Raw genomic sequence first — 26,371 nt, 5'->3', positions numbered from 1 at the left:
CCGGCGGGTAACGACCGCTTGTTGGCGCGAAGCGGTCACTGTTAATGCGCTGATTGGCGAGCTTGCCCCGAGCTCATTGTGTAATATTTGAGCGAAAACGATTTCACCATCTCAAGGAGCCAGAGCAAGTCAAGTCTGCAAAATTCTGAACGCAGAGCCTACATCGGCTAGTCCGCCCCCGGCAACGCCATCTCGATCGCACTCATCAGTTCCTGCAGACGCAATGGCTTGCCACAGACCGCATCGAACCCGGACTCCATGGCCAGCCGCCGGTCTTGCTGACGGGTAAAAGCCGTCAGCGCAATGGCCGGCACGCGGGACTGGGATTCTATCGTCTCACGCGTGCGAACTTCGCGGATCAGGTCGTTGCCGTCCCGTCCGGGCAAGCCGATATCGCTGATGATCAGGTCCGGCGTGGCGCTGGCAATCAGGTTCAACGCCTCGTCGCTGTCCCGGGCGGTGCGCACATGGGCGCCGTAATCCGCCAGCACGGCGCTCAGGGCCGCGGCGGCATCGCTGTCGTCCTCCACCAGCAGGATGTCCAGCGCATCCAGCGGCGTCGTGGGCGCGGCCGCGCCGTTGCCCGTGCTGCGCTGTGCCTCGGCCTCGGGGGCTTCGGCGGCGGGCGGCACCAGCGGAATGGACACTTCGAAGGTCGCGCCGCAGCCATTTCCGGCGCTGAAGGCCTGAACCGCGCCGCCGTGCATTTCCGCAAGGCGCTTGACGATGGCCAGTCCCAGTCCCAGCCCGCCGTGCTTGCGCCGGTTGGCGTCGTCGCTCTGGGTGAAGCGGTCGAACAGCACGGGCAGGAACTCCGGCTCGATGCCGCGGCCGACGTCGATCACCGACACGCGCAGCGTCTCCACATCAGAGTTCGCGATCACCCGTATGGTGGCGCCATCCGGCGAGAACTTGACGGCGTTGGACAGCAGGTTCCACAGGATCTGCTGGAAGCGAGCCGGGTCGATCCATGCGGATGGCACCAGGTCGGGCGCGAGTTCGGCCTGCACCGTAATGTGCTTTTCTTGCATTATCAACTGCATGCTTTCCAGCGCAGCGTGGATGACCGCGGCTGGGCTGGCCATCTCGCATTCCAGCTTCATCTTGCCGACGTTGAGCAGCGACACGTCAACCAGATCCGCCACCAGCCGCTGCTGGATGGCGATGTTGCGTTCGACGGCAGCCAGCCCGCGGCGGCCTTCGTCGGTCGTGACATGGCGGCCCAGCACATGGGTCCAGACCGAGATCACGTTGAGCGGGTTGCGCAGCTCGTGCGAAAGGATGGCGATGAACTCGTCCTTCATCCGGTTCAGCCGCTCGACGCTGGCTCGTGCCGCCTGCTCGCGTTCGATCAGTTGCTCCTGCTGGCGTTCGAGCCGGATCCGGTCGGTGGCGTTCGAGACCACGGCCACCCTGCCCCCGGATGGCATGGCGGCGGAAATGCTCCAGTCCAGGTGCATCGGCTCGCCTGTTCCATCGAGCAACGGAAACGTCCCCTGCCAACCGCCACGCTGCGCGGGTCCGGTGGCCTCGGCCGTTAGTTCCATCCATTCGGGGGGCGCGAGCGCAGTCACGGCCTGACCCGCCAACTCCGCAGCGGGCCGTTGCAGCAGCGCCACCATGGCCGGGTTGACGTCGACCAGATGCCCGCGCGCGTCCAGCACGCAAATGCCAATGGTGGCCTGCTGGTAGATCGCGCGCAGGCGCGCCTCGCTATCGCGCAACGAGCGCTCGGCCGCGCTGGCGCGCGCCAGCGCGGAGGCGGTGGCAATCAGCACCTCGGGTTCGACTGGATGCACGAGGTACGCGGTTGCGCCGGCATCCAGCCCGCGTGCCTTGTCGTAGTCCTGCACATAGGTGGCCGACAGGTGAATCACCGGCAGCGTGGCGGTGTCGGGCGCCGCGCGCAAGCGCTCGCACACCTGGATGCCGTCGATATCGGGCAGGTTGACGTCGAGCACCATGACCAGGATTTCGGGGTCCGTTGCCATGTGCAGCGCATCCAGTCCGCAATCCGCTTCGACCGTGCGGAATCCGGCGCCATTGAGCACGCGCACGGTCGAATAACGGGTGACCGGATTGTCGTCAACGACCAGTATGAGTGGCTGCGCCTGCGGCCGGCCAGTCCGCGGCAGGGCTTGATGGTCCATGGTCACGCCCCCTTTTCTCCCGCTGCCGGCAGCGGTTCCGGATACGTGAGCGGCAGCGTGACATAGAAGCGCGAGCCCACGTCGACCTCGCTCTCGAACCCGACCCGGCCGCCGAGCAACTCGGCCAGCCGCTTGCTGAGCGCCAGGCCCAGGCCTGAGCCGCGCAGGCGGCGCTGCAGCGGCGAGTCAATCTGTACAAAATCCTGGAAGACGGCACCGTGCATCGCCGCGGGAATGCCGATCCCGGTGTCCTGGACCGAGAACATGACTTCCGTTTCGCCGACCAGCGCAGCCGAAACGCGGACTTCGCCGCGAGGCGTGAACTTGAGCGCGTTGGAAATGAAGTTGCGCAGGATCTGCGACAGCTTGCGGTCGTCGCTGTAAATGCCTGGCACGTCGTGCGGCTCCTGGAAGATCAGCGACACCTCGGGATTCGTCAGTACGGGCTTGAACATGCCGCGCAGCGTATCGAACAGCGCCACCATGTCGAACCATGCCGGCGACACGTCCACGCGGCCGGCCTCGAGCTTGGCCAGGTCCAGCAGGTCGTTGACCAGGTCGGAAAACTCCGCGGCGGTCGCGCGCACGAACATCACCTGTCGTTCCTGCTCGGTAGTCAACGGGCCGTCGACGCGGTCGATCAACAAGCGCGTGATGCTCTGGATGGCGACGATGGGCGTGCGGAACTCATGGCTCATGTAGGCGAGGAACCTGCTCTTCAGTTCCGTCGCCTGGCGCAGCATTTCCGCCTGGATATCCAGTTCCGCATAGAGCGCCAGCACGCCGCGGTTGGTCTCCTCCAGCTCAGCGCGCAGGCTGTCGCATTCGCGGGTCTTGGCTGCCAGGGTTTCCTCCAGATCGGCCCGGCTCAGCGCGGTGTCGGCCCGCAGGCGGTCAAGGTCGTCCGTCGCCATGTTCACTCCTCGGCGCGGCGGATGACCAGCACGGTGGCGTCGTCACAACCGCGGCTGAACTTCCCCAAGATAAAGGCTGCGATCAGCGTCGGATCGTGCCGCAGCAGGCTGGCATCCTCCAATTGCCAGCGCGTTTGCACGCCGTCCGAGCAGAGGATGACCAGCGCATGTGCGGGCCAATCGATCACCTGCTCCTGCACCGCGCGCACCTCGATGCCGGCCGTGCCGGGCTGCGGCAGCAGCGTACGGTCGGCGGTGCCGGTGATGATGCGGCCGATCACATTGCCCGCGCCGGCAAAACGGATCTGGTTGGCCCGCATGTCCAGGCGAACGGCGCTGACGGCAGCGCCGCGGGTGCTGCGCAGCGCCGTGTGGACCCGTTCGAGCAACTCCCGCGGGCTCACGCCAGGCCCGGTGGCAAAGGCGTCAAGCGCTGCCTTGGCGGAAACGGCGGCCATGGGGCCATGCCCAAGCCCGTCCGCCACCAGGATGTCCGCGCCCCCCTCATGCTGCGCCACGCCCCAGCCGTCGCCGCTGACCTGCTCGCCGGGGGCGGCCAGGCAGACCGCTCCCACGGCGCATCCGTGCACCGGACCGGCGCGCACCGGGTGCCCTCCAACCTCCCGCTCGCGGTAGAACCTGGCCAGGATCCAGCTCCCTTGCCCAGGAAGGCTGACGATGTCGAAATCATCGGCCATGCGCCGCACGGCTCCGAGGCCCTGCCCGGCGCTGCCCGCGCTGGAATAGCCATCGCACATGCAGGCCTGCAGGTCGCCCATGCCGGGCCCGTCGTCCATCGAGATCAGTTCGATCATCATGGCCTCGCCGGCCGCCCGAGCGCCGATCATCAGGCGGCCACCCACAGCATGCCGGATCAGGTTGTTGCACAGTTCATTGATCGCGACGGAGATCCGGCCCGCAAGCACGCTGTCGAAGGCCAGCCGTGTGGACAGGTCAGCCGCCAGCCGCCTGGCTTCGCCCACCTGGCTGGCGTCGTCCATGCGCACGACTACGACCGGCCCTTGCCCGCTACTTCCACCGAGCGATACTGACACAGGTCCCCTCCCCGACTTGGCTACGAATTGCGAATTCATTTACCAGGCGGCGGCTCCCGGACAGCCCCATGCCCAGGCCGCGGCCGGTGGTCCAGCCATCGGTGAGCGCCAGGTCGAGGTCCGGGATGCCGGGCCCCTGGTCCTCGAAATGCAGCCGCAGTCCCTTGCGCGCCCCCTCGTCGATGATTTCCCAGCGCATTTCCCCGCCGTGACCATGCACCAGCGTATTACGGGCGAGTTCACTAGCCGCCGTAATCATCTTAGTCTGCTCCACCAGCGAGAACTCCAAGCCGACGGTCAGGCCGCGCACCACTGAGCGGGCTTGCACGACATCGCGCTCATCCCGCAGCGGGATGGTGCCGGTGGGGGCAAATTCGGGCCCGGTCACCTGGTGTCACCGCTGTGCAGTGTCGAGCAGGGCCATGCCGCGCTCGACATTCAGTGCCGTCCGCACGCCCGTGAGCGGCAAACCAAGCTCCACCAGCGTGATCGCCACGGCCGGCCGGATGCCGACCACGACCGTGACGGCGCCAAGGATCCGCGCGACGTCGGAAATGCTCACCAGCATGCGGCCGACGAAGGAATCCACCACCTCGAGCGCCGACACGTCGATCAGCACGCCGCGTGCCGCGGTCTGCTCGATGCGGCTCGCCAGGTCTTCCTGGAGCCGCAACGCCGTCTGGTCTTGCATATCGATCTGGATCGTGACGAGGAGGTAGTGCCCCATGCGCAGGATCGGAATGCGTTCCATGGCCTGGCCTCCGCTTCAGGCCTGCTGCCGGGAAATGCTGTGTCCCGTCATGCGCATTGCGGCCGCCAAGGCATCCGCGAGCGTCGCCTTGGTCACGATGCCCTGGAGGTCGATGCCCAGGTGCACGATGGTCTGGGCGATCTGCGGACGGATCCCGCTGATGATGCTTTCGGCACCCAACAGCCGAATGGCGGTCACCGTCTTCATCAAGTGCTGGGCCACCAGCGTGTCGACGGTCGGTACTCCGGTAATATCGATAATCGCCAGTTCGGACCCGGTTTCGACAATACGCTCCAGCAAGGTCTCGAGCACCATCTGCGCGCGCTTGCTGTCCAGCGTGCCGATCACCGGCACCGCCAGCACACCTTCCCACAGCTTGATCACGGGGGTCGACAACTCCAGCAGTTCCGACTGCTGGCGCCGGATGATGTCCTCGCGGTTCTGCTGGTAGGCCGACATGGTCCATTGCGCCATGCGGTCCAGGATCGAAGAGGCCGTCCAGATCACATCAATCTGCGCGTCCACGTTGCCGCCGTCGCGCTGAACCGCATCAAAAATGGGGCGCTTGGCCGAGAGCACGAAGCCGCTGGTGATGTCCGCAGACTCTCCCTGCGCGGCGCGCGAAGCGGACAATTGCGCCAGTACGTCGCGCACGGCGGCAAACGGGGCGTCGTTGAAGCGCCTGACGTCGCCATCGGCGCGCAACGCGGTTTCGAGACCCTGAAGGATGCTACGCTGTTCAGCGGCAACGTTGCCGGTGACACCGCGGCCACCGGAGAGCGCCTGGTATTCGGTGGTCCAACCGCTCAGGATCTTGTCAGGATCGGCACGCAACAGGTCGGCAAGGCGTTGGTTCTCGGGGCGCATGACAAGAGCAAATGTTGTAGGCGATGCACACAATATAGGCAACGCAATGCAGGGAATGCTAGCGGGATTAGGTCTGGGCGTTTCACCGCCTCGGCGCCGAACGAGCGCCGCGTGCGGACAAGATTTGTTGAGGCTACGACTGCCCGATCAACCAGTACGGGATGCACTGGTGCCCGCATTAGATTGGCATCACGGGTACTGTATAGGCATCCAGCATGGCCGTCGTTCATTTCTTCGATTCCCGTCCGATTCACGTGTAATCTGAACAGCGGCGTCAAAGGATCAAGATGTGATGCAATCCGGCTCTACCCAGAGTTCCCTGACGCGGCGCGCCACGAAGGGGGTCTGTCTATGCCGGGCGAAAACGTGCTCGTTGTACGGGTAGCCCAGGGTTGGGCAGTATCAGTCGGCGGTCGTGAAAACGGCTCGAAATCCGGCACCCTTGAAGCGGCCATCAGCCGCCGCACGAGTCCTCGCGCAGCGCAATTAGGTCAGAGTTGGTGATACAGGATTGCGACGGCTCGGTGCTTTTGCGACACTCGTTCGCGAACGACCAGAGTGGGGGGCCGGCTGACGCCGATCACTGAGTCTGTGCCCTTTGCTGGTGGGATGGACAGGCATTAGCATGACGTCATGATGCGATCCATCGGATCCACTATGTCCCGACTTGACCAAGTCCCAGAAGCAGAGCTAACACCTTGCGGCAGGGAGCGCAGATTGAGAGCGCGAACAGTTCGAGATCCAAAAGCTCTTCCCACAAGACTACGACCTGCTGTATAGCGACGATCCTTGGGGTGAATGCTCAAAACCCCAAGGGATTTGAGAATGATTTCGATTTACCCTAACAGTTTGCTGTCACACCGACGCCCCGGCCATACCGAAGCGCAAAAACTAGACTGAACAGCAGGGTTGGAACGCTACAGCCCGACGTTGCTTCTCCCTCGAACACCCACCCCTTCCCGAGGGGCTTTCTTGCGGAAATGAGGCTCGAGAAGGACCTGGCAACTGGCCCACTGAGAAACGAACCATGCCACGCAAGAACATCCACATCGTGCCCGACGATAGCGGGTGGGCGGTCGAGGCCGAGGGTGGCCCCGAGGGCCGGCAGGTCTACGCGTCCCAGGATGAAGCGATCGCCGCCGGGACCAAGCTGGCCAACCAGGCAAAGGTCGATCTTATCGTTTATGCCCGCGACGGCCACATCAGCATGCGAAATTCCTTCAGTACGGGTCCGCGCAAGCTCAAGGGGTGATGCGTTTCGACGACGCTCCCTCTTGAGTGGGGATAGGCTGCGCGCAACATAGCTGGGCAATATCGACCCTGTCGAATGCGTTCACCCATTCGGCTTTCGCAGCGCCCGCTCCACGCAGCGGGCGCATTTTTCTGGGGTGCCACTAAACCGAAGTTCACCAGCCGCCTGGGCGAGTTTCCCCTTTTGCGACAACCACTTGTCGTGATTCCCGTGTTCCAGTTTCTGTCTACACGCGGATTTGCTGAAGCAATTCCAGAGCCTGCTTCTGTTTCGCGTTGGCCGTGGTGACGAGTTCGAACGTCGGCACTTCAGCGCCAGCGCTGGGTGTGCGGCAGGTGTTACGCACGATCGTGGCGAGTTCGGCCATCAAGCTCGAGAAGCTGTGCACGGGCGTGCCGTCGTCAAGTGTGTGGCGCGCCGCCTTGGCCAGCGCTGCCGCAGAGCGCACGGCAGGCGCCACCGGATCACGCGTGGCCTTGGCGGCCTGATCCGGGTCGGCGAACATCAGTTCGCGCCAAGCCTCACGCATGTGCCATTCGACGTAGTAGGCCAGCATGCACAGCAGGATATGCGCACGCACCCGATCGGCCGTGCGGTGATGGATTGGCCGCACCTTCAGGTCCACCGTTTTTAGCGAACGGAACGCGCGCTCCACGTTGGCCAGCGCCTTGTAGTTGCGCACGCACTCGGCCGAGTCCATCTGCGCCGCACTCACCGAAGTGCGGATGATGTAGAGGCCGTCGAGCGCCGCCTCGCGGGCGATGCCCTCGCTGTTGCGGCTGAACGTGAAGGCCGCGTCGTCGATACTCAGCGCAAAGTGCTTGGCCACCTTGTACTTGTCGATCACCTTGCCCACGCGCAGGCCGATCTGATCGCGCCCGGCAAGCTTGCCCGCCTGCACGCGGGCAACGATCGGCTGCAGGCACGCCTCGGTGGCCGCCAGCAACTCTTCTCGCTTGTGGGCACGTAGCCTGGCCAGTTCCGGATTGCGGCACGCCACCAGCCGCTCGCCCGGATAGTCCGGTGAACTCAGCTCCAGCAGATTGCGCTCGTCGAACAGGCCAAGCTGCAGTTGCCCTTGCTCGAGCAGCGGGCGGATCGAGGCGCTCTTGAGCGCGGTGATCCAGCCCAGGTCACCGCCTTCACGCATCTGGTCGATGGCCTTGCTGGAGATCATGCCGCGATCGCCCACCATGACCAATCGGGAGAGACCAAATTCCTCTTGCAGGCGCCGCACCTCGGGCATGAAGGTCTGGCTGTCGGCCACGTTGCCCTCATGCACCGACACCGCCACTGGGCAGCCGCGCGCATCGGTGAGCAAGCCGTAGTTGACCTGTAGCAGCCCCTTCTTGCCATCGCGGCTGTAGCCAAGCTTGGCCAGCGGGCAGGTGCTGCCCTCGAAGTAGCTGGAGCTCAGGTCATACAGCACCAGGCCACCGGCGCTCAAGTGGCGCGCGGCGAGCTTCTTCTGGATTGTGCCCTGGCGCGCGAGCAGCCAGTCCATTGCCGCGTACAGGTCGTTCTCGTTGGCCTCGGTCACGCCGAAGTCCTCCGCCAGGGTGCTGGTGTGCCACCAGCGCGTGGTGGCCAGCTTCGTGTGCGGCGCCGCGATGCGCGCGGCCACCATCGCCAGCACCAGGTCGCGCTCGCGCGAAGGCTTGGAGGCGATCAGCGAGGCAAAGCCCAGACGCTGCATGGCCGTGGCCACCGCCTGCACGTGGCCGTGAGCGCGCGAGCGTGTCACCTCGAACGCCTCGCCCAGCGGCACGAAGGTCTCGCCCTTGAGTGAGCGGCGGATGATCTCGATCAGTGCCTCGGGCAAGTGGGACAGGTTGCCCAGCGTCTCGTTCTTGACCACGCCGTCCTCGCGGTAACTGCGCCGCAACAGGTGGGTGCGATAGATCTGGTCCTTGTACTTGCGGGTCGTCGTAACGACGTGAGCGGTTCCGTTTCGTGCTGGCATAGCCAGCAGAATAGGAGAAAACCCGCCAATGTCAAGAACTTTTAGTGACTACAAAATGAGGGCATCGAACGCCCCCCGATGAGCCGATTCCTCAATCGGGAAAAGGGCTTCGCGACGCCGCAGCCGCAGCGTCACCATGGAACTTCGGACTAAAGGCAGAGGTCGTGCTGCCGCTAACGCCTTGTGAGACATTGATGCGTACGCGAATCGTTCGCGTTGTGCCGGCTGAAAATGGCTGGGCACTCGAAATAGAAGGCCCTGCGGAACGGCCCCACCGGTTTTCATCCCTTGAAGCGGCAATTGCTGCAGGATGGCACCGAGCGAAGCACGAAAACGCCGAACTGCACATACACCGTCAAGACGGGACTGTTCGCTTGCGCAGCGCCATCGCTGAGGATTCGCTCGGCGTAAAGGAGTGATGCGGTGGCCGGCCGGCACCCGCCAGCGCCCAGCCTGGACAAACTCAGGCCGATACTCCTGTGCGAGCGCAAGACTATCCCGCGCGGGCCCGGCTGGCACTTTGAGATCAAGTACGACGGCGACCGGCTGCTGGCATCACCGGCAGCGCGCCGCGGCTCAGGTCACGCAACGGGGCGAACGCTACCACTTGGTTCCCCGCGCTAGGCGACGCCCTCGCCCACCCCCGGCCGTTGAGCGAGCCGCACGACGCGCGGTGGAGCCACTGCTTTGCCCCCAAAGCTGTCGAAATGCCAGTAAATGCTAGGCAAGCAACAGCAAGGCATCAGCGAGCGAGAGCACCGTTGTGCGCGAATCGAACGCCGTTGAAAAAAGATGATCGTGCACGACCTGATCTGGGTCGTAGCAGCAATCCTTGACCGTGAATAAACGGAAGTCCGCATCGCTCGCGTACGCGACCGAGGACAGCACCACACCGGTCGACGCAATGCCCACCATGAGCAGGGTATCGATACCCTGCGCGGAAAGCCGCACCTGCAGGTCGGTACCAAAGAACACGCTAGCACGATGCGCGATAATGAGCGGTTCAGTGGCCTGCTGGCCGAGTTCCGGCGAGATCTGGTCGTCGACGAAAAGACCAAGTTGCTTGATACCCTGCCCGTTCCTGTTCAACGGACTGACTTCCGGATAGCCTGGACGGAAGTGGATCTTGGCGAAATAGACGCTGACGCCCCTGGCCCGCGCAGCGTCACACAGCTTGCGCGTATTGGAGAGCAAAGTGGGCGCCACCGATGGAAATAACGCCAGGATGTCGGTCTGATAATGCATGACCACCAGAGCAGTTTGCGCGGGAACAATTGCCGGAATCTGCATGGTCACACTGCGCGCATCAGCGGCGCTTTCCGTGCCCTTTCGATGGCCTGCTGAATCGACGGGTCCACGTTCAACGGGTGGCGACATAAGGCTACGCGATAAAGAATGATGGTTGACTCTACCACGACCAATCGGTTGACCGTTCTGGGTCGGAATAGGACGACCGATGCTCGGGCTGCGCGAGGCCATCACCATCGCAGTTGCCCGAGCGATTGCCAGGCAACTGCGGGACTCCAGCACGTCAGGATTGTGCTGCCCGAAAGGAAGGACGCGTTAAGCCTTGCGGTAGCGAGGAGCAGGAATACCGGTCTGCGTGGCGGCGAATTGCGCAGCGCGGGCGCTGTACGGCGCTGTGGCCTGCCGAGCAATGCCCTTCATATGTGGCCGCCGGCCCCTGCCGGCGGGATTTTCTCTGCCAAAGTTCAGTACGGACGGCAGTGAAGGGGCTGGGTTACCCGCGTCAGGACGCTGGTCGAACTGCCCCGAGTGCAAGATCCTTCAATGGACGTCGAATGAGTACGCTCGGCGTCAAACGCTCACGTCAGGGAGCAGTTCAGCTTTCGAAATAGTCTGTCGGAAATGATGTTTCCAAAGGCTGATCACGAGCCGGCCTGATCTATCGAGCGACGAGCCGACTGTAAGATCAGTAATCAACGTGGGATGCAACCCTACGTCAAACAGCGAGAATCCAGCAGCGAGCACGCATGTCTCTGTCTGGACGCCACAGACCAGTACGCGATCCGGGTTCATTCGCTTCAGGTATTCGACTGTTTCGGCCGACGGCCCATACCCGTGCTTGATGAAAATCTTATCTGCCTCCACCAGACACTTGTCCTCAACGGCGGGACACCAGCCTAGCTGACCCCGAAAGGGAGTCCTGGCCTCATCATGCAACTCGATAGTTGCCACTGACGGAATGTGTTGTGCCAAATCTCTGACGCCTTCGACCAGCCATACTGGCGGAGAGAACGTGGATTGTATGTCCACGATAAGAAGCACCTGACGCATGTTTTCCCACCTTATTTCGCCGAACAACGCAGATCGGAAGCATAGCAGGGGCCGACTTCCTGTTCCCAAGCCGGCTGCATTCATCCCCGCATCTCTCAACCAGGCAGTACTCCCGAATCGTACATAGCTGGGTTGCATCCATCGGCCTCGACGATATAGCATACGGCACGCACCCAATGCGACGCACCAAGGTTTCGTTGATCATCGGCCGTGCGGAGCGTGCCTCCGCCAGAGCGCCGCGGCCGAGCAGCAAGAACGCGGCCTCACCCACGCCGCGTGCCGCGGGACTATCGCGCCGCAGTCGATTCGCGCTCGAACTCACGGATCACCGGGTTGCCAAGGATGGCATCCCTTCCCGCTTCGATCAGGCGATCGACGTCCCTCTCGGGCAGACGAAGTCTGGTCGGCAGATCGTTCAGACTTGCAGCACGCTCCTTGTCGAGGGCCTCAAACGAGATCCGCGTGACGAAGAATTCGACTTCGTCGCACCGCCAGCCTGGGAGGCGTGCAGCGATTTCCTGCTGCCGAGAATGCGGCATCCCACACCGATAGGCCACGAGGTCGTCGCGCCATTGCTGCATCATGGGAACGAAGGCGTCATAGCTCATTCGAACGTTGGTCGCCATTGCCGCGTCGATGGCCGCGCTTGCGACTTCGATTCCGGATGGGCCAGCCTGGCTTTGGTTCCAATCGCCGCGTGGGCCCTGACCGGCGTCAACAACGATGAAAAGTAGCCGCCGCACCTTGATCGCGTCGTTCTCGCTCATGGGACCGTAAGCCGTGCCCAGCAGCAGGCGCGATTGCAGAATGGTGGCCAAGCCGTAGTTGTCGGTCACCCCGCCGTCGACCAGCTTGATGTACTTTCCCTTCGAAATATCCCGGTGACCGCGAACGGCGTTTGCCAACGCGCCAAGCAGCAGCGATCGCCCAGGCGCCTGGGCGTGGTCAAGGTTCGGCAGCGGTGCACTACAAGCCTCGGGATGCTTTTGAAGGACGATCGGTGCGAAGAAGAGCGGGACCGCCATGGATGCGGCGACGGCCTCGGAAACGGGAAAGCTCGCAAGATCACTGCATAGTGCATCGAATGCCAGCTGGCTGAACGGGAACGCGACCCGGTAGTAGACGTTTGTGGCGTTGATCCAAACGATTGGCTTGCCGCGGCGGAACATGTCGGCGTACGTCGCGCCCTTGAACACGTCTTCGTCGAGCCATGTCTGGAGATCTTCCCGATCGTTGAGGCCCCCCGCGAAGAGGCGCGCAAGGTTGACCGGATTCAGGAGACTGAAGCGAAGTCCCGCCTCTCCGTCCGTCAAGAGCACTGATCGAAAGGTCGCCAGGCTGGCCTTGCCGTGCAGACCGTAGTACGCAGCGGTGATGGAGCCTCCGGACACGCTGCTAATGAATGCGACGTCGTCGAGCAGGGATGCACCCGCCGGACCTCTCATGGCGTCGAGCCCCTGCAGCGCGCCGAAGGCGAAGGCTGCGGCTCGCGTGCCACCGCCAGAGAACGACATGGCGACGGTTGTCTGGCCGGCGACGTCGGTGGGTTCGCGCATGGCCGCGGATGCGCTGCCAGCCGCGGCCTGAGGCAGATTTCGCGGAGCATTGTGAGGAAGCGACCCGCAGGCACTGAGTCCCGCAAGTAAAAGCAGCATCAGAGTGCGGTAGGCCCTGCCGCAGGCGTGTCGCTCTCTCCCTGCCCCCTCCATTCGCCAAGGCAGGCTGCTCTTGCGGCGAAGAGTGTGGTCATGTCGAAACTTCCACATTGGACTAGGTCAGGAACGTGCTCGGCGTGTTGGCGGCCCGCAGGAAGGGAAGGTCGAGTTTCGTTGCCGCCAGGATCCGGTGTGTCCGGTTCCCTCGGAATATTACGGCATCTCCAAGGGGGTCGCACGACCCGCAGATGGCGCCTGAGCAGCTTCGGGAAAAAGTTTGAGGGCGGACGAAGATCAATCTGGTACTGAATGCTAACTTGACCGACCTTGATTGGTTGGCTTGGTGCCACGCCGCTAGCGGTCATTTTTCAATCTCCTCCAAGTTATCGGAGCCGCCACAGGCGGGATGGGTGTATTCGAGTTGAATGTGCCTCCCGGCCCAAGGAAGAGTGCGTCCATGTGCTGGAGGGCATACTTCGGTACTCGGTCGATGGGGTAGTCCGAGACCTATCGCCAGGACAATGGATGTTCACCCCACGCAGATCTGTCCATCACTTCAGCAACCGCACAGTGACATGGCCCGCGCACTGATCGTCCTTACGCCCGACATTGGGGCTCAGTATTCCCGCGATGTCGGAGCCATTGTCAATGCAGGCGGGCCGCCCGACCGCGCGAAGCTTATCGCTGTCATGTCCGAGTATGGGCTGGTGCCAGCGCCTGTACCCGGACGTTGAATGTCTGCTTTCGGAATACCCACCTGACCGCTTCGGTTCGGAAAGAGACGACGAGTAGCAGCCGCGGTTCCTTCCGTGCCAGCCGCCAGCTCGGCGCCCTGCCATCAGATGACCGGCCGGACCGCCATCCACCCCTCCTCCTGGCTCGCCGCCGCCACCTGCTTGGCGATCGAATCGCCCAGGCGCGTGGCGTCCGCGTAGATGGTGTCGTGCTTGACTTCGGACACGCCGTGCACACCCGTGCCGGCCGCAGCGGCCATTGCCACGTGACCGGCCACGGCGCCAACCCCGGCGGTTTCGGCAACGCCCGGCATATGACCGCTGTCGGCGTCGGCGACAAAGCTCTGCAGCGGCACCGGCGCACCGTTGGCCGGCTTGTACGAGATGCGTACTTGTGCCCCGACCTCGCTATTGCCGGTACCCAGGCCGATCAGCAAACGACGGCGGCTGGTGCCTTCATCAATCTTGCGGATGTCGCCCTCAACGATCAGGGCATTGGTATTTGCCGGTGCCGGTGCGTCCGAGCGGACCGCGTTCAGGCCTTGCGCCCGCAGCGTGCGTACGATCTCGTTGGCCACCTGTTCGCGCGCCTCGGTGGCGGCCTGCGATTGCGCGCCGGCGGCCGAGCCGCCAGTGGCCATCGTCTTCACCCTCTGCATCAGGCCCCCGTCAAGCTGCACCTGCCCGGCATCGGCGTTGAAGGCATGCACGTAGATGACGTCGGCCTGCACGGTCTGCATCAGGCCCATCTGGTTGATGCCGGTGACGCCGGCACTGGCGCAGCCGGCCGCCAGCATCGCGCCGGTCGCGAGGGCGGCCATGGCCAGGCGCTTGGTCTTGGTGGCAATGGCTTGGAAAGCGTTCTGCATCTTGAATCCTTCATTGGCACCCGTGTGCCGTCGGTGGTCTGAAGATCTTTCACCGACAATCCCTGGATCCACAACAGGATCACAAACCATCGGAGAGCATGTCATCGCGTCGGGCTTCAGTGCGGCTGAGCGTTGCGGCGCGGTGACCAGAGTATGGAAAACGCCGGCGCCGTACGCCAGGCGGGAAATATTTCGTCCGATGTCACGGCTTTCTGCGCGCGTAGTCATCCGGCGGCCTCGCCGTGCATTCCGAACATCGGAGGGGTCACCGCGACAGCACCATCTGCCCCATGAAGGCCTCGATTTGCGGCATCGTCACATAGCCATTTCGCTGGGCGTCGATCTGGTCAAAATGCTTCGCGACCATCGGCATGCCGGCGGCCGCCTGCTCGCGCGTCAGCTTGCCGTCGTGCGTAGTGTTTGCATCGGAAAAGCGGCCCTGCAATTGCTGCATCGCACGCTCCACCCGCGGGCTGACGGCAGCGGGCATTTCGACACTTTGCGCGAACGCACCAGCGGACGCCACGCACATGGTGAGCACTGCAATCATCTTCTTCATGATGTTTCTCCGTTTAGCCGCCCTGTGCCGGCGGGGTTGCGAAATCAGGTTCAGCGACAAATCCAGATGAGGTGCATGGGTGCTCACACGGCGCCCGTGCAATTGCCCGGCGATATCACCGCATCACGTAGACGGGGTGAGATGCGACGTAGACGGTACGCGGCAGCGGCGTGGCCCTCCCGACCACCGTCGGCAGCGGCGCTGAAGCGACGAGCACCTTGGGCGCGGTAGTGACCACGACCTTCGGCGGGCGGACATACACGGTTGCCGGCGTGACCACCACGGTCGAGGCAAAGGCCTGGCTGCTCGCCAGCAGGATCAACGTACCGGCGGCTGCGCCAAGGAAGCGGGGGAATCGGGAGAAGCGCGAGATCATCACAGGTCCTTCTGTTTCGGTTTCAGCCGGCCGGTGCAGCGCGGCAACGGACCGAACTATAAGTCGGTGGCTTGCGAATTTCGCGGTGGAAAACATGTCGCGGTGTTACACGACGGCGCGCTGACTTTCCGGCCAGGAAGATGTCCGAATGCGACGGCATCGAAGGCAATTCATCGCCCGGCGAGGCTCCGCGACTCATGACATGCAGCGACATATTTCCCACATGGCGCCGGCCGCGATCGACCACTACATTTGCCTCACCGACGCAGCAACGCGGGCTCCGCAAAGCCAGGCGTCCCCTCTCACACAGGACGATCATGCACAACCTCCACAAGATCACACTCTTCGCCACGGTCTTCGTCGTGGCGGTCTCACTGGTCGAGGCCTTCTGCCTGGCACGCAAGGCACGCCAGCAAGGCAAAGCCTACCCCTGGCACGAAATGGGACTGTCGCTGATCGACATGGTCGGGCGCAAGCTGATGGCGCTGCTGCCGCTGTCGCTGGCCGCGCCGATCTTCGCGTTCGCCTGGCAACACCGCATCTTCACGGTCGAGATCAACAGCGTGCTGGCCGTGCTGCTGCTCTTCATCGGGCAAGAGTTCTGCTACTACTGGTACCACCGCGCCTCGCACCGCATCCGCTTTTTCTGGGCCACGCACGCGGTGCACCACTCGCCTAATGAACTGACGCTGGGCACCGCCTACCGCCTGGGCTGGACCGGCAAGATCACCGGCACCGCCATCTTCTTCGCGCCGCTAGTCTGGCTGGGTGTTCGTCCCGAGGTCGTGCTGGCCACGCTGAGCCTGAACCTGCTGTACCAGTTCTGGCTGCACACCACCTGGATCCCCAAGCTGGGCTGGCTGGAATACGTGTTCAACACCCCGTCGGCGCACCGCGTGCACCATGCCTCGAACATCGACTACCTGGACGCCAACTTCGGCGGCGTGCTGATCCTCTTCGACCGCCTGTTCGGCACCTATGTGGAAGAGCGTGAAGACGAACCGTGCCGATTCGGCCTGGTCCACCCGACCACCACACACAACCCGTTCGTCAACCAGTTCGAACACTGGGTCAGCCTGGGCAGGGACATGATCAAGTCAAGCAGCCTGCTGAACGCGGTCGGCTACCTGGTGATGCCCCCGGGCTGGGCACCGGACGGCAAGGGCCAAACGACGGAAGCCCTGCGCCAGCAGCAGGCGGTGGAGCATGCGGTAGCGGTGAGCACGAGATAACAGGAAGGAGAGCGGCGGGGAAGCGGGCAGCGTGAGCTGCCCGTTCTTCATTTTTGCCGACTCGCGGCAGCAGAAGGTTGGGTGGACCGCGCTGAGCAGCGAGGCTGAACGGCACATGGCGATTCGGGTAGCGTGGCGAGCGCCCCCTGAAATGTCCAGGTCTTGGAAGCATGGCCGCTTCCCGGCCAGAAGCGGACCGCTGCCAGTATGGCAGCTCCAGTACATCGGAGCCGCCTGGCGATCATTGATATTGGTGAAAGGCTGGACGGCACCAGACATGCGTGCCGTGCCCGGTGGGGAGCGCTATGCAATCACTCCGGCTGAATGCCAGCGTCCTTGATGACCTTCGTCCACCTGTTAACTTCTTCGTCGAAGAACTTCTTATGCCCTGCCGGTGAGAGCCGGTCGTCGGCGACAACCGTGATGCCCAATGCCTCTTCACGTTTGATTAGCGCCGGATCCTTCAACGCTGCGCGGAGGGCCTTGTTGATTTTCTCGAGTACGGCTGGCGGCGTGCCCCGTGGCGCATACAATCCATGCCATACGGTGAAGTTGAATCCCGACAGGCCCACTTCGTCAAGCGTCGGAATGCCCGCCAAAGTCGGCACCATCGAGCGTTGGGCGCTCGTCACCCCATACGCCTTGACCTTCTTGGCTTCGATCTGCGGCGTACTGTTCGTGGCCTGCTCGCACATCAGATCGACTTGCCCACCCATGATGTCGGACATCGCGGGCGCCGTTCCCTTGTACGGCACGAAGGTCATGTTACTTTTCAGCGTGCTCTGCAGGAGCAGGCTGCAGAGGTGTGACGCCGAGCCCACGCCTGCATTTGCCAGGTTCAGCTTTCCGCCGTTCGCGGTAATGAACTTCCGAAGATCGGTCAAATTGTTCGGCGGTAGGTCGGTCTTGCCGATCAGTGTCGACGGCGCCTCGTTAATCAGCCCCAGGAACTCCAGGTCCGAGGTCTTGTAGCCGAGCTTCTTGTACAGCGCGGGCGCCGTCGCCAGGCCGATATGGTGTACCAGCAGCGTATAGCCATCAGGGTTCGCACGCGCGACACGTGCCGTGCCAATCGTACCGCCGGCACCTGCAGTATTCTCCACTACGACCGTCGTGCCGAGCGTTTTGCGCAGCGATTCGGCGACGTCTCGCGCGATCTTGTCGCTCGGGCCTCCGGCCACGAACGGGACAACCAAGGTGACAGGTTTCTCCGGATAATCGGCATGAGCGTAGCCCGATATGACGAAGAGACCGCTAGCAATGCATAGGGTTGCGGCGCGGGCTGCCGCTTGGTTGATCCACATGGTTGTCTCCGTTTGTGTTTTTGGGATGCTGACGGCTTAAGCCGACAGTTGCTGCATCACGCTGTAGAGGTCCGACTTGCCTTCGAAGCCAATACCGGGCAGGTCCGGCATCGTGAGGTAGCCTTTCTCGACCTTGGCGCCATCGGGGAATCCACCGAACGGCTGGAACAGGTCGGGATAGCTCTCATTGCCGCCCAGTCCCAGACCTGCGGCGATGTTCAGCGACATCTGGTGCCCGCCGTGTGGGATACATCGGCTGGCCGACCAGCCGTGCTGCTTGAGCATGTCGAGCGTGCGCAGGTATTCGACCAGTCCATAGCTAAGCGCGCAGTCGAACTGCAGATAGTCGCGGTCGGGACGCATGCCACCGTAGCGGATCAGATTGCGGGCATCCTGCATCGAAAAAAGGTCTTCGCCGGTGGCCATCGGCTTGTCGTAGTAGTTGCGCAGCGTGGCCTGCAGCTCGAAGTCGAGCGGATCGCCAGGCTCCTCGTACCAGAACAGGTCGTATTGCGACAGTGCCTTGGCATACTTGATGGCTGTGTCGAGGTCGAAGCGGCCGTTGGCGTCGACAGCCAGCTTCTGGCCATCCTGGAGCACGCTGAGAATCGAGTCGATACGGCGCAGGTCTTCATCAAGCGAGGCGCCGCCGATCTTCTTCTTGACCACCGTGTAACCGCGGTCGATGTAGCTGCGCATCTCGTCCTTGAGCTTGCCGTGATCCTGGCCGGGATAGTAGTAACCGCCGGCGGCATAGACAAACACTTTACGGTCCGGCTCCCCGTTTCCATAGCGGTCGGCCAGCAACTGGAACAGGGGCTTGCCCTCAATCTTGGCAACAGCGTCCCAGACCGCCATGTCGAAGGTTCCGATGGCCACTGAGCGCTCGCCATGGCCGCCCGGCTTTTCGTTCTTGAACATGGTGTCCCAGATCTTGTGCGGATCCAGGTTGTTACCGGTGGCGTCGACCAGCGACTCGGGGTCGGCCTCCAGAATGCGCGGGATGAAACGCTCGCGCATCAGCGTTCCCTGGCCATACCGGCCGTTCGAGTTGAAGCCGTATCCGACCACGGGCTTGCCGTCGCGGATCACGTCGGTGATTACCGCGACCAGGCTCAAGGTCATCTTGCTAAAGTCGATGTATGCATTCCGGATGGGCGAGCTGATCGGGAAGGTCTTTTCGCGGATTTCAACGATTTTCACAATGCGTCTCCTGGTTCACATTACGCAGATGCGTGGGGCGTGGGAATCCGTAGCTTAGGCGCGGAACGATGCACTAGAATTGAACCAAATTCATTTCATTATTCGCCAAAAGTGAAGACTGAGATTGCCTCCGAATTGGAGTTCTTTGTCCTGATTGCCCGGCATGGCAGCCTCGCTGCCGCTGCGCGCGAACTGGACCTGACGCCGCCGGCAGCGACGAAGCGGCTTGCCTTGATGGAAAGCAGGCTCGGTGTCCGTCTGGTCAACCGCACCACACGGAGCATCAGCCTGACGAACGAAGGCGAGACATACTTGGGCTATGCCCAAAAAATCCTGGCGGACCTGCGCGAGATGGAGAGCGTTGTAGCGAGCAGCGGCGCAGAACCCCGCGGATTGCTGCGCGTCAATGCGACACTCGGATTCGGACGCACCACCATTGCGCCTCTCGTTTCAGAGTTTGCGAAGCGCTATACGCAAGTCGAGGTACAGCTTGAGGTCACGGATCGCCCTGTAGACCTTGTGGACAGTGGCGTCGACCTGGCGATCAGATTCGGGACACTGCCGGACAAGCGGCTTAGTGCAAGGCGAATCATGTCGAACCGTCGCTTCCTCTGCGCGTCCCCGGTCTACCTGGAGAAATTCGGCTCGCCTAAGTCACTGCCAGATCTCTCCAACCATCGATGCATCATTCACAGACAGAACGACGAAGCCCACGTCATCTGGCGCTTCGAGCATGATGGTCGTCACGAAAGCGTGAAGGTCGCAGGGGCGCTATCCAGTAACGATGGGGATATTGTTCTTGGCTGGGCCCTTGACGGGCACGGCATCCTGATCCGTTCCGAGTGGGACTTGGCAAAGTATCTGGACAGCGGCCGCTTGCGAGTCGTCTTACCGCAGTTCAAGCTGCCATCGGCTGACCTCTTTGTCTACTACTCGCAGCGCCGTAATCAGACAGCGCGCGCGCGCGCTTTCATTGACTTCTTGGTAAACAAATTTCAGAAATCGCTTGAAGAGAAGGGATAGCGGGCGGTAGCGAACGGCCGTTTCGAGTTTGACGACCGGCCCGCAGCGACATGTCAGGTGCTACCATCCAACGGCTTACATTCAGCGTCATCTTCGATCCGCAGCAGAGACCTTGCTCAGATGCCCTGGCTTGTGCCAAGGTATTCCAGCGCCAGACGTCTTTGCAGTGCGCGGGCTTCGCGCAAGGCGTTGAGCAACTCGCGCCGCTCAGCGCCGCCCAGTTCATTTGGATCCACATGATTGTGCATGATCGAGCCCTGTTCGTAATGGGACTGCTGATTTTTCAGGCGCAACATCTGGATGAAATAGAACGCGCCTATCCAAGCTTGCACATCGGTCGGACGAAGACGCCCCGCGTCAGCGGCCAGTCTGAGGCGATCCGCCGTGTTGCTGGTGCGGGCGCCACAGGCCAAGCCATAGATGCGGGCCGCGTCGACGAATAGCGTTGCGGCATCCCGTTTGAGATCGATGGTGCCAGCAAACATCCCGCCTTTCTCGACCACAAAGTCGTGCAGCACACCGAGCGGCGGCTTACGCCGCAATGCATTTTCGGTCATCTGGAACAGAAAGCGGGGACTGTCCGCCCCAATCTCCGCTAACCAGTCCGCCAGCGCCGCTGCCAGGTCGTGAGCACCGAAAAGCGCGCGCAGGTCAAAGAAGATGGTTGCGTTGAGCAGCGCCTGCGGATCACCATCAATGATCCAGCTAGCGAAGCGTTCCCGCCATTCATGCAAGTCAAGACACCATTGCGGATTGCTCGCCATGATCTTCCCCGTGCACAACGGAAATCCGCACGCGTCGAGCGCTTCGTTGATACGCAGTGCCAGCGGTAACAGCCTCTCGCGCAGTCCTTCAGCACCGTCGCGGCCAGCCATGATGATGCCATTGTCCTGATCGGTCGACAGCGTCTGTTCCTCGCGGCCTTCGCTGCCGAGCGCTATCCAGCACCAGCGTGCAGCAGGCATCCGCGCGTCTGCGCAAGTCAGTTCGATCATGCGGCGCGTCAGCGCATCATTCAGCCTGGAGATCAGGCGGGTGCACGCTTCCGCGGGTACTTCGCCAACCAGGCGATGCATAAGCGCTCGAATCTCAGCGGCTGCCCGCTGCAAGCCCGCCTCGTCCGTCGCGCTGACGATGCCCAGACGAATACGGTCAATATCTTGCGCGAATACGCTTCCGTCGAGGCTGCGTGGATCGGGAGCAGCATCAGGATTGATCGTGGAATGGCTATCCATGGGCGCTACGTCCCTCAGTATTTGATACGCGCGTAGGCCGTCTGTTGCTCGGCATCGCGGGCCTCCTTGAGGGTAAAGATTCCCTTTTCCGCCAGGAGGGGGAGCATCCTGAGAAAGACCTCGCCAGTGACGATGGCGTCGCCCAGGGCAGTATGGCGTCCGATTACCGCAACGCCAAGGCGCTCGGCGAGCGCCTCCAGTGTATGGTCGGATTTATGGGGGTGAATCACCTGTGATAGCAGTAGCGTGTCCAGGATCGGCTGCGTGAAGGCCGTTCCGGTTCTTGCTTCCAGCAATTGCAGGAACTTCATGTCGAAGGCGGCGTTGTGCGCGACGAGCACGGTGTCAGCGGCGAAGCAGTGAAACTGCGGCAGCACGGCTTCGATCGGTGGCTGGCCATCGAGCATGGTGCGCGTGATGCCATGAATCGCAATCGAGTCCGCGCTCAGTGGAGCCCGCGGCTGGATCAGCTGGTCGAAGTTCTCCTGCTGCAGCAAGCGGCCATTGACGATGCGCAACGCGCCAACAGAGATGATCTCGTCGCCGCCGGCGGGGTCAAGTCCGGTGGTCTCGGTATCAAACACCGTGTAACTAAGTTGCGAAAGCGGACGGTGGTCGATCTCGGCGCTTTGGCCCGCCTGGTGGAACAGGTCGAAATCGTAGAATTCCGGCCGGCCGTCCTGTGTGAGCGGGATGCTCAACGCCGGCCGCGGCTCGGAAACCGGCAATATCAAGCGGTAGCGCGCCACACCCGGAGGCGCGTCTACACAATATATTGCCTCGCCTCCGTGACGGGCAATCAGCGCATTCAGCGTAAATACCTGGCCACTCGCGCCGATTTGCAAAGGCGCATTCGCCCATGCTGCCAGGTTGTCAGCGGCCAACGGCGCGTTGCGCCAGGTAAGGTCAAGCTGAGCCAGCCGGTCGGTCCGAGACAGGGCGAACTGCACCTCGGTAACGCCGGCTTCGTTGCCAAGCTGCCGTGACAGATAGACGAGCGACTGCGCCAGTGCATAGCTGTCCACCCTGAGCCAGACTGTTGCGTCGATCATGGGGCTGGCGGTGGCGCTGAGCGTCGCACTGCCGACGCGCCGCAGCAGCAGCGCGATCAGATCGGCCCCGCGGATCTCTTCCAGTTCCTGGCGGTTGTCCATACTGTCACCATACCGATCCGCGGCGCGGTCGAAGTGCATCTTCAGGTGCTTCGTTTCGCTGTGGATGATCCCGGTCAGCCGGGCCCGTTCCGCGCAGTCCGTTTCCGGGGATGACTGCATGGCTTGCACCGCCGTATGGATCTTTTCCAGTCCGACGCGAACGTCCTGGGTAAGCGACAGCAGCAAGGCGTCGCGGCGGCTTGCTGCCTCGACATTGCGCGTGATGTCTTCCAGTGTCAGCACGAAGCCGTTCAGGACATGCCCACCGTCAAACACAGGGGACATGTGGGCGCGCACGATCCTCCCTCCTGCGAGCGTGGTGACGAAGCCGGATACCGGTCGCGTCATGCCATCTGCATGCTGCCCGAGCTGATACTGGATTTGTTCGAGCGCATGCAGGATTAGCCCGCGTTCCAACACACCGAACACTGAGCGGCCCAGACCAATTGCGGCGCCGCCAGGCGGGAAGACACCATCATCTCGGCTCTCTAGCAAATGCCTGGCACTGGCGTTGTAGAGGAGAATACGCCCGTCGATATTGCAGACCAGCACACTCAGGGTAAGCTCAGCCATGAGCGCGGCGAGCCGATTCCTCTCTTGCGCCAGCGCGCGGTTTGCCACCTCAATCTTTTCCTGCACCTCTTCGTGCAGCGATTGATGAGCCGCTGCCAGCAGGTTGAGCTTTTCGGCGAGAATGCGCACGTCGCGACCGCCCTGTGCCGTTATGCGATGGCCGGGGTTGGCCGCAAGCAGCACTGCGTCTTCGGCCAGGCGGGCAACGGGCGTCACATAGGCGTCAAACAGCTTTCTGAGACCAAAGGCCAACGCGAATAGCAGCAGCACCGCGAGCGCACCGCCTATCGCGAGGCGTTGCCACAGCATCTCGCCCAACCATGCGCGCTGCACCTTGGTCATGTCGAGCGCAAGAAAGGCAAAGATCCCGCAGACGATGAGCAGTTGCACTACGAAGAGCAGCAGCAATGCCAGGCCAAAATGGTGTCTGGCGATCGCCTCTCGAATCATTCGAAGTCTCACTAACATCCCATGCGCAAAGCGCGCCACTTCTCCACCAATCACTGGAGGAAAAGCGGCTGGTGATACAAGCACGAACGCCCTGGCGCGAGACCATTGCTCACATGCAGGTCGCGTCCCTTTGCCGGACGCATGGCCCTTCAGTGGCCGGAAGCGCCCGCAGCGCCGATACCGGTTTCCGACCTTACCTTCTGCGCCGGATAGCCCGCCCGGTCGCTAAGGGCGCGCGCGCTCCGGTCGAGTATCGAAAACAGCCAGATACCGGCGAAGCCGGCCGTCATCGAGAACAAAGCAGGCGAGGTATAGGGAAAGATCGCATCCTTGTAGCCAAATACATCCACCCAAACCGACTTGGACACGATGGTCAGGCCGACAGCAACAATCAGGCCGATAAAGCCGCCAATGGTTGCCCCACGTGTGGTGCAATCTTTCCACAGCACAGCCATGAACAGCACGGGGAAGGTAGCCGATGCCGCAACGGCGAACGCAAGCGACACCATGAAGGCGATGTTCTGCTTCTCGAACGCAATCCCCAGGATCACCGCCACGATGCCCAGCGCAACTGTCGTAAGACGCGAGACCCCCAGTTCTTTCTCGCTGCTAGCATTGCCCTTCTTGAAAACGGTCGCATAAAGGTCATGTGAGACAGCGGTGGCGCCGGACAGGGTTAGTCCCGCGACCACCGCAAGAATCGTTGCGAAGGCAACGGCGGAGATGAAGCCGAGGAAGACATTGCCGCCAACGGCGCTTGCAAGATGGATGGCTGCCATGTTGTTACCGCCCAGCAACCCGCCCAGTGCATCCTTGTACACCGGATTGGTGCTGACCAGGACGATGGCGCCAAAGCCGATGATGAATGTCAGGACGTAGAAGTAGGCGATCCACGTCGTCGCCCAGAACACAGACTTGCGTGCTTCCTTGGCACTCGGCACGGTGAAGAACCGCATCAGGATATGCGGCAGGCCCGCTGTGCCAAACATCAAAGCCATGCCGAACGATATGGCAGAGATCGGGTCTTTGATAAACGTGCCCGGGCCCATGATGGCGTCCTTCTTGGCATGGACATCGACCGCTTTGGCAAACAGCGCTTCAGGATTGAAATGAAACTGCGCCAGCACCATGAAGGCCATGAACGATGCGCCGGCGAGCAGGAGGCATGCCTTGATGATCTGGACCCACGTGGTCGCGGTCATGCCCCCAAACAGCACATAAATCATCATCAGCGTGCCGACGATCACTACGGCGAGCCAGTATTCCAGGCCAAACAGCAGCTTGATCAGTTGGCCGGCGCCGACCATCTGGGCGATGAGGTAGAACGCCACTACCACAAGCGTGCCTGAAGCCGCGAACACCCGGATGGGCGTCTGCTTGAAGCGATACGCTGCAACATCGGCGAAGGTGAAGCGACCGAGGTTGCGCAGGCGCTCCGCCATCAGGAAGGTGATGACAGGCCAGCCGACCAGGAAGCCAATCGAATAGATCAGGCCGTCGTAGCCATTGGAGTAGACCGCAGCCGAGATGCCAAGAAAGGAGGCCGCGGACATGTAGTCGCCAGCAATCGCCAGACCGTTCTGGAAGCCGGTGATGCCGCCACCGGCCGTATAAAAATCCGCTGCGGACTTTGTCTTGCTGGCCGCCCATTTGGTAATGAACAGAGTGAACACGACAAAGACAGCGAACATCGCAATCGCAGTCCAGTTGGTCGGTTGCCTCTGCAATTCACCGAGATCCCCCCCTGCTGCGAGGACGGCAGCGGCGGCAGAAAACAGCGTCAGTGCGCATAGGATGTGGTGGTGTCTTTTCATTACAGCACCTCTTTGCGAATCTGCGCCGTCCGATCATCGAACTCGCGGTTTGCGCGCCAGACATAAATGCCCGTGATGGCCACGGTAAAAACGATCACGAAGAGACCAATCGGGATGCCCCACGTCATCACGCCATCGCCAATCCTGGCGGAAAGCAGGGACTTTCCGAATGCAACCAGCAGGATATAGCCGTAGTACACAACCATCATCATGCCGGCCAGCACCCATCCGTACGTGGAACGTGTCGAGACCAGCCGCTGATAATTGGGATTCGCGATTATCCGTTGTGCGAGATCTTCTTCCATGTTGTATCTCCGGTCTTTTTGTAAAGAGAATGCGCAGAGGTTGTGCAATACGCCAGCAATGCCGCGGTCAGACCGGCTTGGCGAACTGCGAAGCCTCCGTCACCAGCCTAGGGTAGGCATCCATGCCGTCGATGGTTGCATGGCTGACCGGAGGAATCTCAAGTGCCGCGGCGTCGGCATCTCCGGGTTCGATGGTAGACATGGTGTCCTCGCATGAAAATCGGCCGCGCTCGTCGCTAGAGGAAAGGCCGGGGTCGGCCTGAATTGCCTTTTACGTCTCGCCGTGGGGTACCGTGGAAGTCATCTCGGCGCACCTGGTGTGGCATGTTCGACGCGTACGGCGGAATAGCGTGGATCTTCTGGGGGCTGGCTGTGTCCTCCCCTAAGGAAGTGTAGACAGGATTTCCCGTCGCGACTTGACACATCAAGCTAAAGGGAAGCCACCCAAGCCAATCGAAGTTCGACGCACGCTCGGCCCGGAACTTGCCAGCCAGCCCACTCGCCAATGGCAAGCGTTCAGCGTTCGCCGCCGAGCCCTTGGCACGAGGTCTGGCTCACACCGAATGCCGCGCAGGCAGCTTTGCGAAGGTCTGCGCTTGGCTGACCGTAGATCTTGCGCGGATTACCCGATAACG

At 62.2% G+C, this 26,371-nt stretch carries 25 protein-coding genes and 1 pseudogene; 6 read left to right on the top strand and 20 right to left on the bottom strand.

From position 1 onward, the window contains the following. Nucleotides 1-167 precede the first annotated feature (167 nt). Genes ABNX08_RS34825 through ABNX08_RS34800 form a run of 6 tightly spaced genes read right to left on the bottom strand, consistent with a single transcriptional unit; the run spans nt 168 to nt 5,737 of the window. Nucleotides 168-2,150: a response regulator gene (locus ABNX08_RS34825; protein WP_349607459.1), complete on the bottom strand. Its 1,983-nt coding sequence runs from the start codon at nt 2,148-2,150 to the stop codon at nt 168-170. 2 nt (nt 2,151-2,152) lie between these two features. Then, nucleotides 2,153-3,064 carry an ATP-binding protein gene (locus ABNX08_RS34820; protein ID WP_349607457.1) on the bottom strand — a complete coding sequence of 304 codons (912 nt, stop codon included), beginning with the start codon at nt 3,062-3,064 and terminating at the stop codon, nt 2,153-2,155. Between the two features lie 2 nt (nt 3,065-3,066). Then, nucleotides 3,067-4,065: a SpoIIE family protein phosphatase gene (locus ABNX08_RS34815; protein WP_374063780.1), complete on the bottom strand. Its 999-nt coding sequence runs from the start codon at nt 4,063-4,065 to the stop codon at nt 3,067-3,069. Nucleotides 4,066-4,093: 28 nt separating this feature from the next. Further along, on the bottom strand, nt 4,094-4,507 hold the full coding sequence (locus ABNX08_RS34810) for an anti-sigma regulatory factor (RefSeq protein ID WP_349607453.1): 414 nt from the start codon (nt 4,505-4,507) through the stop codon (nt 4,094-4,096). Between the two features lie 6 nt (nt 4,508-4,513). Continuing rightward, nucleotides 4,514-4,870: an STAS domain-containing protein gene (locus ABNX08_RS34805; protein ID WP_349607451.1), complete on the bottom strand. Its 357-nt coding sequence runs from the start codon at nt 4,868-4,870 to the stop codon at nt 4,514-4,516. Nucleotides 4,871-4,885: 15 nt separating this feature from the next. After that, nucleotides 4,886-5,737 (bottom strand): STAS domain-containing protein, encoded by an 852-nt coding sequence (locus tag ABNX08_RS34800; protein ID WP_349607449.1) that lies wholly within the window; start codon nt 5,735-5,737, stop codon nt 4,886-4,888. Nucleotides 5,738-6,764: 1,027 nt separating this feature from the next. Between ABNX08_RS34800 and ABNX08_RS34795 the strand changes: the two genes are divergently transcribed. Beyond that, nucleotides 6,765-6,989: a DUF2188 domain-containing protein gene (locus ABNX08_RS34795; protein WP_349607447.1), complete on the top strand. Its 225-nt coding sequence runs from the start codon at nt 6,765-6,767 to the stop codon at nt 6,987-6,989. Between the two features lie 226 nt (nt 6,990-7,215). Here ABNX08_RS34795 and ABNX08_RS34790 read toward each other — a convergent pair whose 3' ends face one another. Continuing rightward, complete coding sequence (locus ABNX08_RS34790; protein WP_022534593.1) at nt 7,216-8,952, bottom strand: IS1634 family transposase; 1,737 nt, start codon at nt 8,950-8,952, stop codon at nt 7,216-7,218. Between the two features lie 194 nt (nt 8,953-9,146). Between ABNX08_RS34790 and ABNX08_RS34785 the strand changes: the two genes are divergently transcribed. Beyond that, entirely contained in the window at nt 9,147-9,371 is a 225-nt protein-coding gene (locus ABNX08_RS34785) for a DUF2188 domain-containing protein (protein ID WP_374063779.1), read from the top strand. 301 nt (nt 9,372-9,672) lie between these two features. Here the strand turns inward: ABNX08_RS34785 and ABNX08_RS34780 are convergent, their stop codons facing one another. Together ABNX08_RS34780 and ABNX08_RS34775 are read right to left on the bottom strand one after the other, a co-directional pair. Beyond that, nucleotides 9,673-10,242 (bottom strand): isochorismatase family cysteine hydrolase, encoded by a 570-nt coding sequence (locus tag ABNX08_RS34780; RefSeq protein ID WP_349608539.1) that lies wholly within the window; start codon nt 10,240-10,242, stop codon nt 9,673-9,675. A 528-nt stretch (nt 10,243-10,770) separates the two neighbouring features. After that, a complete protein-coding gene (locus tag ABNX08_RS34775) occupies nt 10,771-11,250 on the bottom strand; it encodes a cysteine hydrolase family protein (RefSeq protein ID WP_349608537.1) in 480 nt (159 codons plus the stop codon). A 50-nt stretch (nt 11,251-11,300) separates the two neighbouring features. Here ABNX08_RS34775 and ABNX08_RS34770 point away from each other — a divergent pair. After that, nucleotides 11,301-11,480, top strand: a pseudogene (locus ABNX08_RS34770) (integrase); the annotation flags it as partial. Between the two features lie 57 nt (nt 11,481-11,537). Here the strand turns inward: ABNX08_RS34770 and ABNX08_RS34765 are convergent. After that, the gene (locus ABNX08_RS34765; protein WP_349608535.1) at nt 11,538-12,806 is read right to left on the bottom strand and encodes a patatin-like phospholipase family protein; all 1,269 of its coding nucleotides are present in this window, start codon (nt 12,804-12,806) and stop codon (nt 11,538-11,540) included. A gap of 558 nt (nt 12,807-13,364) precedes the next feature. On the opposite strand from ABNX08_RS34765, the gene ABNX08_RS34760 reads away from it, so the two are divergent. Continuing rightward, the gene (locus tag ABNX08_RS34760; protein WP_349608533.1) at nt 13,365-13,496 is read left to right on the top strand and encodes a cupin domain-containing protein; all 132 of its coding nucleotides are present in this window, start codon (nt 13,365-13,367) and stop codon (nt 13,494-13,496) included. A gap of 247 nt (nt 13,497-13,743) precedes the next feature. Here ABNX08_RS34760 and ABNX08_RS34755 read toward each other — a convergent pair whose 3' ends face one another. From ABNX08_RS34755 to ABNX08_RS34745, 3 genes are all read right to left on the bottom strand, one after another. Beyond that, nucleotides 13,744-14,508: a DUF4410 domain-containing protein gene (locus ABNX08_RS34755; protein WP_349608531.1), complete on the bottom strand. Its 765-nt coding sequence runs from the start codon at nt 14,506-14,508 to the stop codon at nt 13,744-13,746. A 265-nt stretch (nt 14,509-14,773) separates the two neighbouring features. Next, a complete protein-coding gene (locus tag ABNX08_RS34750; protein ID WP_349608529.1) occupies nt 14,774-15,154 on the bottom strand; it encodes a hypothetical protein in 381 nt (126 codons plus the stop codon). 28 nt (nt 15,155-15,182) lie between these two features. Continuing rightward, the gene (locus tag ABNX08_RS34745; protein WP_349608527.1) at nt 15,183-15,446 is read right to left on the bottom strand and encodes a hypothetical protein; all 264 of its coding nucleotides are present in this window, start codon (nt 15,444-15,446) and stop codon (nt 15,183-15,185) included. Nucleotides 15,447-15,760: 314 nt separating this feature from the next. Here ABNX08_RS34745 and ABNX08_RS34740 point away from each other — a divergent pair, with 314 nt between their 5' ends. After that, complete coding sequence (locus ABNX08_RS34740; RefSeq protein WP_349608525.1) at nt 15,761-16,675, top strand: sterol desaturase family protein; 915 nt, start codon at nt 15,761-15,763, stop codon at nt 16,673-16,675. A gap of 311 nt (nt 16,676-16,986) precedes the next feature. On the opposite strand, the gene ABNX08_RS34735 is transcribed toward ABNX08_RS34740, so the two are convergent. Then, complete coding sequence (locus ABNX08_RS34735; protein ID WP_349608523.1) at nt 16,987-17,979, bottom strand: tripartite tricarboxylate transporter substrate-binding protein; 993 nt, start codon at nt 17,977-17,979, stop codon at nt 16,987-16,989. A gap of 36 nt (nt 17,980-18,015) precedes the next feature. After that, a complete protein-coding gene (locus tag ABNX08_RS34730) occupies nt 18,016-19,182 on the bottom strand; it encodes a mandelate racemase/muconate lactonizing enzyme family protein (protein ID WP_349608521.1) in 1,167 nt (388 codons plus the stop codon). A gap of 111 nt (nt 19,183-19,293) precedes the next feature. On the opposite strand from ABNX08_RS34730, the gene ABNX08_RS34725 reads away from it, so the two are divergent. Next, entirely contained in the window at nt 19,294-20,205 is a 912-nt protein-coding gene (locus ABNX08_RS34725) for a LysR family transcriptional regulator (RefSeq protein WP_349608519.1), read from the top strand. A gap of 116 nt (nt 20,206-20,321) precedes the next feature. Here ABNX08_RS34725 and ABNX08_RS34720 read toward each other — a convergent pair whose 3' ends face one another. From ABNX08_RS34720 to ABNX08_RS34700, 5 genes are all read right to left on the bottom strand, one after another. After that, nucleotides 20,322-21,440 carry a DUF294 nucleotidyltransferase-like domain-containing protein gene (locus ABNX08_RS34720; RefSeq protein ID WP_349608517.1) on the bottom strand — a complete coding sequence of 373 codons (1,119 nt, stop codon included), beginning with the start codon at nt 21,438-21,440 and terminating at the stop codon, nt 20,322-20,324. 14 nt (nt 21,441-21,454) lie between these two features. Continuing rightward, nucleotides 21,455-23,617 carry an exonuclease domain-containing protein gene (locus tag ABNX08_RS34715; RefSeq protein ID WP_349608515.1) on the bottom strand — a complete coding sequence of 721 codons (2,163 nt, stop codon included), beginning with the start codon at nt 23,615-23,617 and terminating at the stop codon, nt 21,455-21,457. A 149-nt stretch (nt 23,618-23,766) separates the two neighbouring features. Next, nucleotides 23,767-25,431, bottom strand: a complete 1,665-nt coding sequence (locus tag ABNX08_RS34710) for a cation acetate symporter (RefSeq protein ID WP_022539944.1) — start codon at nt 25,429-25,431, stop codon at nt 23,767-23,769. After that, on the bottom strand, nt 25,431-25,736 hold the full coding sequence (locus tag ABNX08_RS34705; protein ID WP_022539943.1) for a DUF485 domain-containing protein: 306 nt from the start codon (nt 25,734-25,736) through the stop codon (nt 25,431-25,433). The genes ABNX08_RS34710 and ABNX08_RS34705 overlap by 1 nt, the downstream gene beginning before the upstream one ends. A 67-nt stretch (nt 25,737-25,803) precedes the next feature. Then, nucleotides 25,804-25,938, bottom strand: a complete 135-nt coding sequence (locus ABNX08_RS34700; protein WP_349608513.1) for a hypothetical protein — start codon at nt 25,936-25,938, stop codon at nt 25,804-25,806. Nucleotides 25,939-26,371: the final 433 nt, after the last annotated feature.

This window comes from Cupriavidus sp. DF5525 (assembly GCF_040149425.2).
Classification (GTDB): domain Bacteria; phylum Pseudomonadota; class Gammaproteobacteria; order Burkholderiales; family Burkholderiaceae; genus Cupriavidus; species Cupriavidus pickettii_A.
Note: the sequence above shows the minus strand (reverse complement) of the source record. Positions and strands in the feature narration are given on the sequence as shown.